Origin of the sequence: Acidipropionibacterium jensenii DSM 20535 (genome assembly GCF_000425285.1) — a bacterium.
Classification (GTDB): Bacteria; Actinomycetota; Actinomycetes; order Propionibacteriales; family Propionibacteriaceae; genus Acidipropionibacterium; species Acidipropionibacterium jensenii.
Genome location: NZ_AUDD01000045.1, coordinates 1 through 6,484, shown reverse-complemented (window position 1 = coordinate 6,484; position 6,484 = coordinate 1). Strand labels below are relative to the sequence as shown.

Below are 6,484 nucleotides of genomic sequence, written 5' to 3'. Positions count from 1 at the left end.
ACGCATGCGCATGGATCCCCGCACCCGCGCCTACGTCGAACGCCGCAGCGCCGAAGGACGAACACCCCGAGAGATCCGCCGCTGTCTCAAGCGCTACCTCGCTCGAAACATCTACCGAAAACTCAACACGGCCGCAGCCAACTGCACCCCAAGCTCTGCTTGACAGACATAGGAGATTCAACGGCAGGCTCGAGCACCTGCGCGGCTCGGCGCTGGGGTTCCGCAACCTGACCAACTACATCGCCAGATCCCTGCTCGAGACCGGCGGGTTCAGACCCCGACTACACCCTGGATTCGGATGAGCCGCGATAGCGTCGAGGTCGCGGCCGGTTCGTCGTTCAAGCTCGGTGTGCAGCCTGGTCGCTACGGCTGAGGCGACCCGGTGGAGAGAGGGTCTCACGTTGGGTTCCGCGGAATATACGAGGACGATGTGGCGCGCGCCGGGGGTGTGCCGGCAGGCGTTCAGCGCGTCGAGGCCGGCTTGTCTGAGCCGCGCCCGGGAAGCCCGTCGGTTCGTGATGCCGGTGAGGTCGCATCCCCAGACGACTGTTCTGATCCCGGGCTCCGGTGCCGAGTGGTCTTCCTCTGTCAGTTCAGGGAGCGTGAGGTCTCCGGCAAGGAGGATGCGTGAGGTCATGATGTGTGCACGCTCGTCAGTGTTTGGGCGATCAGTGCGGTCGCCGCGGCGGGTCCGTCTTCGCGCAGCATGGCTTCCGCCGCGGCTTGAGCTTGCGGTGTCCGGTCGACGGCGTCAGCGATCGCACCTTTCACGCGGTCGGGGGTGAGGTGATTTCGGTGCAGCGCCGGTCCGGTGAGTCCGGCGTGCTGGAGTCGGCGGGCCCAGAATGGTTGGTCGGCGAGGAAGGGAACGATGATCGACGGCGTCCCGGCCCTGGCCGTTGCGTGCACGGTGCCCGCACCGCCGTGATGGATCGCGACTGTAGCCGCCCCGAGCACATGCTCGTGCGGCACGCTCTCGGCGATCAGCACATCGGGTCGCAGGCATCGATGTGGCGGTTCGAGACCTCCCCAACCGGTGGCGAGCAGGAGGCGGAGGCCGGCTGCCCGTACGCTTTCGACGATGGCTTCGGCCCGGGAGACGGCGTCTCCGCCGTGCATGGACCCGAACCCGGCATACACGAACGGCGCGGGGTCTGAGAGGAACTCCCGGACGGCAGGCGAGAGTGCCGAGGGCGCAGGGGGCGCAGGCCAGTCGCCGGTGAGGTGCGTCGTCGAGGGCCAGTCCGCCGGGCGTGGCAGCAGCGTGGGCGACACGGCGATCAGTGATCCGGCCGGCGACGCGACCCGGCGCGAAGAGGGAAGGCCGAGTCTGCGTCTCGCCGCGCGGATGTCCGCGGCGAACAACCGCTCCCCCAGTGTGACGGCGCGATAGCTCAGCCGGTTGCCGACCGCACCGAGAGAGCGACTCGCCACACCGGGAGCGGGAAACTCGCGCGTGGGGCTGAGTACGGGCGTGAACCCGACGTCGAGAGCGGGGATGCCGAGGCGCTCGGCGACGACCGGGACGGTGAGCAGCTTGGGATGGAAGACGATGATGTCCGGCTGCCAGGACATGGCGGTGTCCACGACCCGTGCGAGCATGATGCTCATCGCGGGCCGGATCTGTTCACGAAAGGCGCGGAGACCGTTGCGCGATTCCTGCGTCATGCTGGCCAGTCGCCGGAAGCTCACGCCGAGGCTGGCGACGTCGATGCCCTCACCGGGGATCGGATCGTCGGGCGCTGCGACGCGGACCTCGTGCCCTGCCCTCCTGCAGCACCGCGGCGAGGCCGAAGAACGGCTCGACGTCCCCTCGGCTCCCGGCCGTGGCCAGCAGGACCCGGCCGTGGCGAGGAGCCGAGGACGCGTTAGGCATCGTCGTCTCCGATGCGGGCGATATCCCGGTCCGGCTGCCCGTCCTCGTTCATGTCCGCGTTGCGTGCTTTGCGGGCGTCCCATCGCAGCATCATCGCGGCGGAGATCGCGGCGATGAGGGTGCCGATCAGGATCGCGATCTTCGCACCGTCGGTGTGTTCGGTGTCGGGGAACGACAGCTCGGCGATCAACAGGGACACGGTGAATCCGATTCCCGTCAGAAGCCCCACGGGGAGGAGATCACGGATGCCGATCGCGTCGGGCAGTCGCAACGGGGTGAGCTTGGCGACCAGCGCGGTCATGCCCAGCACGCCGAGGAGCTTTCCGAGCACGAGCCCGGCGACGATGGCGAGCACGACCGGCTGGCCGAGGATTGCCGCGGGCCCCTCGCCGTCGATCAGAGACACACCGGCGGAGAAGAACGCGAACACGGGCAGGGCGATGCCGGAGGAGAACGGGCGGATCGCGTCATCGAGCCGGTGGGTTCGCGGCTCCGGCTCGCCGTGGATGATCCGGGCAGGAACGGTGAAGCCGAGCAGGACTCCGGCGATGGTCGCGTGCACGCCGGATGCGTGCATGAACCCCCATGCGGCCAGAGCGAGCGGGACGAGAAGCCACCACTGCGGGCGCCGCATGCGCACCATGACCCCGAAGAGGACCACGAGGCCGAGAGCGCACGCCAGGGCGATGATGTCGATCCCGGTCGTGTAGAACACCGCGATCACCACGATCGCCAGCAGATCGTCGACCACGGCCAGCGTGAGCAGGAAAGTTCGCAGCGCCCGCGGCAGCCCGCGGCCGAAGATCGCCAGCACGGCGAGAGCGAACGCGATGTCGGTCGCGGTCGGGATCGCCCACCCGTGCAGGGCCTCCCGATCCCCGGAGACGAGGATCACGCTCACGAAGAACACGGCCGGCAGGATCATCCCACCCACCGCGGCCAGGACGGGAACGGCCGCCTCCCGCGGACGGCGGAGGCTTCCGGCGACGAGTTCGTGCTTGAGTTCGACGCCGACGACGAAGAAGAACACCGCCAACAAACCGTCGGCCGCCCAACTCGACAACGAGAGGTCGAGATGAAGAACGGCGGGACCGAGGGTGATCTCCGACAACGCAGTGTAAGTGTCATGCCACGGCGAGTTGGCCCAGAGGAGAGCGAGTGCGGCCGCGGCCAGCAGCAGGAATCCGCTGGTGGTCTCGAGCGTCACCCATCGCCGCACACGGCGGCGGGCGTCACGAACACGGGTCACTGGCGTCATGGGTCTCCTCTGGTCACACCGCCGGCGGGTGTCGCCGGCGTCGATGTCGACCAGACTTCCCGACGCGCCGGAATCCACCTTACGTGACAACTCGACAGCCGCGCGCCGGCAGGCGCGCCGGAATCCACCTTACGTGACAACTCGACAGCCGCGCGCCGGCAGGCGCGCCGGGCCGTCGCCGTTGGCTAGTCCCTCCTCGTCCCGTCGTATCGTTGTCGGCGTGCGACATAAGCAGATCCTGGACAAGCTCGCGATCGGCCAGATCCCCGCGACCGTGGAGGACGAGGTCGCCCGTCTCGCGGGCACGAGCTTCATCTACGCCAAGCACGCCGGGCATCGGGGAGCACGCTATGAGGACGTCGTCCCGCGCCTGATCCGCCGATGGTCGGGACTGCTCGATGCCGACCACTCCGATTCGGACCGGATGCTCGGCCATCAGGTCGCCCTGGCACTCGCCACCTGCCTGCACCAGGTGGGGCTGATCGACCCGGAGCTGACAGAGCGCGCAGTCTCCGGAATCGCCGAGCTGAACGCCCGGGTCTGGCTCAGTGACGTCTTCGAGCGTCAGTCGGCGGACGTCGCTGCGCTGCTTCGTTCCGCCCCCGTTGCCCTGACGCGCCGCCCTCCGACGCGCGAGACGATCACCTTCACCCGGCCCGGCGACCTCCTCGCCATCCGTACCGGGGATGTCTATGCCATCGGGCATGTGCACGGCGACACGGCGTTGAATCAGGCTCCCGTCGTGGAGCTCTATGAGACGACCTTCGCGCAGCTTCCGGAACCGGATAACGTGGTCGGCTCGCGGGCAGCGGGAGAGCAACGGGGCGACGGCCCCGCGTCGGTGAGTGTCCTTGGCGTCTTCGGGCTGCGGCATATTCCGGACCCTGCCGAGCAGATCGTCCTCATCGATGTGGCGCAGAAGACACTCCCCGATCGTTCGCATCTCGTCGACCGCGGCGTGGGCTGGACGGTTCGGATCTCTACGATCTCCTCGACACGGCAGCCGAGATCGCCGCACGCTGACCTGCTCGGGACCGTGCGCGCGCAGGCGACCGATGCTCAGTCGCCCTTCTCGGTGTCGCTGATCTTCTCTCGGGTTTCTCGTCGAGAGGCTCGCCGCTCTTCGCCGACCGTCAGCGAGGCGTCTCCGGAGGCGGTGTGGGTGGGGTCCCCCGGGCCCTTGGGTTGGATGCGTCCCGGTTCGAGCGTGCGGGTGACGTCCTGGGCGGTGACGATCGGGATCTGTCCGGTCGCGGTCTCGTACCATTCGGTGAGGGCGGGATCGTCGGTGTCGATGCCCGCTCCGGCGCCTTCGTCGGCGGCGACCTCGGCGGCTTCGAAGACGAAGTCGTCACCGTGCTCGGCGATGCCGCGCCGGACGCCCTGCGCGATCGCGGCACGCGCGTACCGGTAGCGGAGTATGTAGGGGTCGGTGCGCAGTTCCTTGGCCCAGGAGATCATGATCCCGATCACGATGATCGCGAACGGCAGCGCCGAGACGACCATGATCGACTGCAACCCGGACAGCGCGGTCTACCCTCCCGCGAGGAGCAGCGCGAGGGCTGCGGCGCCGAGGAGAACGCCCCAGGTGATCGTCACCCACGTCGACGGCTCGGGCTTGCCGCGCTGACTCATCGACCCCATCACGATCGCGGCCGAGTCCGCGGAGGTGACGAAGAACAGGATGATGGAGATCATCGCCAGCACGGACAGGACCACCCCGAACGGCAGCGCGCCGAACACGGCGAACAGGATCGCCTCCGGGGATCCGGCATCCGCGATCCCGCTCCCCTGGGACTCGAAGAGCATGGTCGTGCCGCCCATGATCCCGAACCACACGATGCACACGATCGAGGGGACGACGATGACGACGGTCACGAACTCGCGCAGGGTGCGGCCGCGGGAGATCTTCGCGATGAACATGCCCACGAACGGTGTCCAGGAGATCCACCAGGCCCAGTAGTAGTTGGTCCAGCTGGCCATGAACGCGGCGGCGTCGTTGCCCTGGGCGGGGTTGCGCAGGAGCATGGTCCATAGCTCGCCGAAGAACGCGGAGACGCTGGCGGGGATCATGTTCAGCAGGAACAGGGTCGGGCCGGCGATGAAGATGAACACCCCGATGACCGCGGCGATGACCATGTTGATGTTCGACAGGGCACGGATGCCGCGCTTGATACCGGAGACGGCGGAGACCACGAACGCGGCGGTGAGGATCGTGATGATGACGATGAGCCCCGCGTTGCCGAGGGGGCCGATGCCGGTGACGACCTCGACGCCGCTGGCGATCTGCAGGGTGCCCATCCCGAGGGTGACGCCGGTGCCGAACAGGGTGACGATGATCGCGAACACGTCGATGACCGCGCCGATCCATCCCTCGGTGCGCTCTCCGAAGATGGGGCGGAAGATCGCCGAGATCAGCGGCGCCCGTCCCCTGCGGTAGGCGGCGTAGGCGATCGCGCCGCCGACGAGCGCGTAGAACGCCCACGCCATCGGGCCCCAGTGCAGGATCGACTGCGCGAGCGCGTCGAGCATCGCATCTCTGCTGCCCGGTTCCGCCGTGAAGCCCGGCGGCACGTCGGTGAAGTAGGCCAGTGGCTCGGCGGGGCCCCAGAACAGCAGGCCGATGCCCATGCCGGCGGAGAACAGCATCGCGATCCACGACACCGTGGAGAACTCCGGCGACTCGTCGTCGGCGCCGAGGCGAATGCCGCCGGTCCGGCCGTAGCCGACGACGAACATGAACCCGATGGTCGCGATCGCGAGCAGTGAGAACAGCCAGCCGAAGTTGTCGGTCACCCAGCCCAGAGACGCCGCTCCCGCGGCGCTGATGCTGTCGGGGGCGAGGAAGCCCCAGACGACGACTCCGAGGACGAGGACACCGGCGATCCCGAAGACAGCCCAGTTGGTACTGAACACGCGCGGCGTGTCCTCGACCCCGATCCCGGGGATCAGCGCCGGATGCGTCACCTCCTTGAGGATCGTCTTCGGTGATCTCTTTCCCGAGCCGGCGCTTGGCGTCTCCGTGTCACGTTTCCGGCTCTTCCCAGATGAGGGTGTAGCGCACGTCGCGCGGCGGGCCGGCGCGTCGGTGGCCGGATAGGGGTCGAGGTCTCCCGAGGATGAGAGCTCCTACACACTCAGCCCGAAAGACCTCGACGTGCACGACGCTACCGTCGGCGGGCGCGCTGATGCGTTCGCCAGCCCCGACCTGACTGCCTTCTGCCGCCTCGACGAACTCGGCCTCGTTGTCACCGGGCAGCGACTCGAGCCGGATCGTGCCGTATTGGCCTGCCAGGTGGTCGAGCCCGACCAGTGGTGCCGGCGCTGCGGCTGCGAAGGGAGACCACGTG

General features: G+C 68.2%; 4 protein-coding genes and 2 pseudogenes. 3 read left to right on the top strand and 3 right to left on the bottom strand.

Annotated elements, in window-relative coordinates:
- Nucleotides 1-163: pseudogene (locus H590_RS19255) on the top strand (IS110 family transposase); the annotation flags it as partial.
- Nucleotides 164-633: 470 nt separating this feature from the next.
- Here H590_RS19255 and H590_RS16905 read toward each other — a convergent pair.
- Complete coding sequence (locus tag H590_RS16905; RefSeq protein WP_161626036.1) at nt 634-1,668, bottom strand: glycosyltransferase; 1,035 nt, start codon at nt 1,666-1,668, stop codon at nt 634-636.
- Between the two features lie 200 nt (nt 1,669-1,868).
- Nucleotides 1,869-3,134: a Na+/H+ antiporter NhaA gene (gene nhaA, locus H590_RS0113395; protein WP_027587659.1), complete on the bottom strand. Its 1,266-nt coding sequence runs from the start codon at nt 3,132-3,134 to the stop codon at nt 1,869-1,871.
- Nucleotides 3,135-3,354: 220 nt separating this feature from the next.
- Here nhaA and H590_RS18975 point away from each other — a divergent pair, with 220 nt between their 5' ends.
- A complete protein-coding gene (locus H590_RS18975; RefSeq protein WP_197720500.1) occupies nt 3,355-4,548 on the top strand; it encodes a hypothetical protein in 1,194 nt (397 codons plus the stop codon).
- Between the two features lie 119 nt (nt 4,549-4,667).
- On the opposite strand, the gene H590_RS16900 is transcribed toward H590_RS18975, so the two are convergent.
- Nucleotides 4,668-6,101, bottom strand: coding sequence for a BCCT family transporter (locus H590_RS16900; protein WP_071161770.1), 1,434 nt, complete (start codon nt 6,099-6,101; stop codon nt 4,668-4,670).
- A gap of 190 nt (nt 6,102-6,291) precedes the next feature.
- On the opposite strand from H590_RS16900, the pseudogene H590_RS18140 reads away from it, so the two are divergent.
- Nucleotides 6,292-6,484 (top strand): annotated as a pseudogene (locus H590_RS18140) (ISL3 family transposase); the annotation flags it as partial.